Raw genomic sequence first — 1,782 nt, 5'->3', positions numbered from 1 at the left:
GTGAAAAAAGTGCTGCCCAGAACTACAAATGCTATGTCCCTGTAAACAGAAAATGGAATAACGGAATAATCAATATACAGAAACTCCGACTGACCAAAAGGGAGGTAGACGATGGAAGCGAAAAGAAACATCCACTTCATCAATGTGACAGGCGAGTATTTTTCGACAAAGTTTTTAAAGAAAACAAAATAGATTGCATAACTGGTTTGAGACAAAAAAATCAAGAGTATTCCTATCAGGTTTCTGTTGGATGTACTGTCAGCGGAATCTAACTTGGTGCTGCTCACAATAATCAGAATTGCACCTGCACCACCTACTATTACGCCCAAAAGTTTTTTGAGAGTGATGGGTTCTTTCAAATAAAATGCAGCTATCACCATGGTGATGATGGGCAGAAAAGTAGTAACGATGGAGGCATTGATGGGGGAAGTCATGGAGACTCCGGTGATAAAAATTGCCTGATTGAAAACAATGGCAAAAAGAGAAGCCACAAATATCAGGAAAAGATCGCGCGGGGGCACTTTTTCTCTATTAACAAAAAAAGAAGCTACCCAAAATGCTATTGCAGTTCCGCCCAGACGAAATGATACCAAAGATAAATAACCTATGGCACCAAACATCATAATGCTTTTTGAGAGGGGAGCCATTAAACCCCATGCGATGTTTGCCCCCATCATGGCAAGGTGCCCTTTTCCCTTTTTACTAATCATTTAAAAAAATGGGTGAATTGTACTGTTTCCCTGTGATTATCCATTGTTCGGTTTAATCAATAAACTCAGAATTAGTTCGACTTAGTGATTCCCAATGTTTTTTTGCAGTGATTGTTCCACATCAATTGGTCCATAATAGGGTTCAACATGAATTCCTATATGTGATTGTTTGCCTAACTTGTTCCTCAGTGATTTTTCAATTTGAGTTGCTATTTCATGTGATGATTCAACTGTTAAATATTTATCTACTTTGATGTGAACTTCAACTGCAAATATAGCTCCGATTTTTCTGGTCTTTAAATTATGAAACCCTAAGACTCCGGGAGTGTTTTTAATAATTTCGGTAATATTACTTTCTGTTTCTTCAGGAAGAGCACTTTCCATCAGCTCCTTAATGCTTGGATTTGCAATATTCCAAGCTACTTTAAAAATAAAGAAACTAACGATTATTCCTGCTATTGGATCTAAAACTCTCCACTGTTCTCCCAAAAGAATTGCGCCTGAAACACCTAAAGCAGTTCCTATTGATGAGAATGCATCAGACCGATGGTGCCATGCGTTGGCAACCATGGCTTGACTATTTACTTTCACTCCAATTATTTTTGTATACCAATATAACCCTTCTTTAGCGATTATTGATATTAATGCAGCATAGAGAGCGATATAGCCTGGCTGTTCTATAATTTCTCCATTAATTGAATCAAATACTTTCTTAGCACCTGACCAGAAAATACCTGCACCTACAATCATCAATGCAAAACTAATCAGCATGGTTGCAAATGTCTCATATTTCCCATGTCCATATTGATGATTTTTGTCGCGCTCCTTGCCTGATACTTTAATAAAAACTAATACAATTATATCTGTAACCAAGTCAGATAAAGAATGGACTCCATCAGCAATCATTGCGGAACTTTTCCCAATAACACCTGCAAGTATCTTAGCAACCGTCAACAATAAGTTTAAAACAGAACCAACTAAGGTTGCATTTCTAATTATTTTTATTCTGCTTTCGTTATTCACAATCTATTGTAGATTTTAGTGCACATAAAATGCTCCACCATATTGAGAC

General features: G+C 37.0%; 2 protein-coding genes. Both read right to left on the bottom strand.

The genetic code is table 11. The features are described 5' to 3' along the window. A partial coding sequence (locus tag VNJ50_RS03325; RefSeq protein WP_325579032.1) for a DMT family transporter occupies positions 1-710 on the bottom strand: 710 nt, incomplete at its 3' end. An 81-nt stretch (positions 711-791) separates the two neighbouring features. After that, on the bottom strand, positions 792-1,733 hold the full coding sequence (locus tag VNJ50_RS03320; protein ID WP_325579030.1) for a cation diffusion facilitator family transporter: 942 nt from the start codon (positions 1,731-1,733) through the stop codon (positions 792-794). Between the last annotated feature and the right edge of the window lie 49 nt (positions 1,734-1,782).

This window comes from Gelidibacter sp. (assembly GCF_035577925.1).
Classification (GTDB): domain Bacteria; phylum Bacteroidota; class Bacteroidia; order Flavobacteriales; family Flavobacteriaceae; genus Gelidibacter.
The sequence above is the reverse complement of the archived record's forward strand: the minus strand, read 5'-3'. Positions and strand labels throughout refer to the sequence as shown.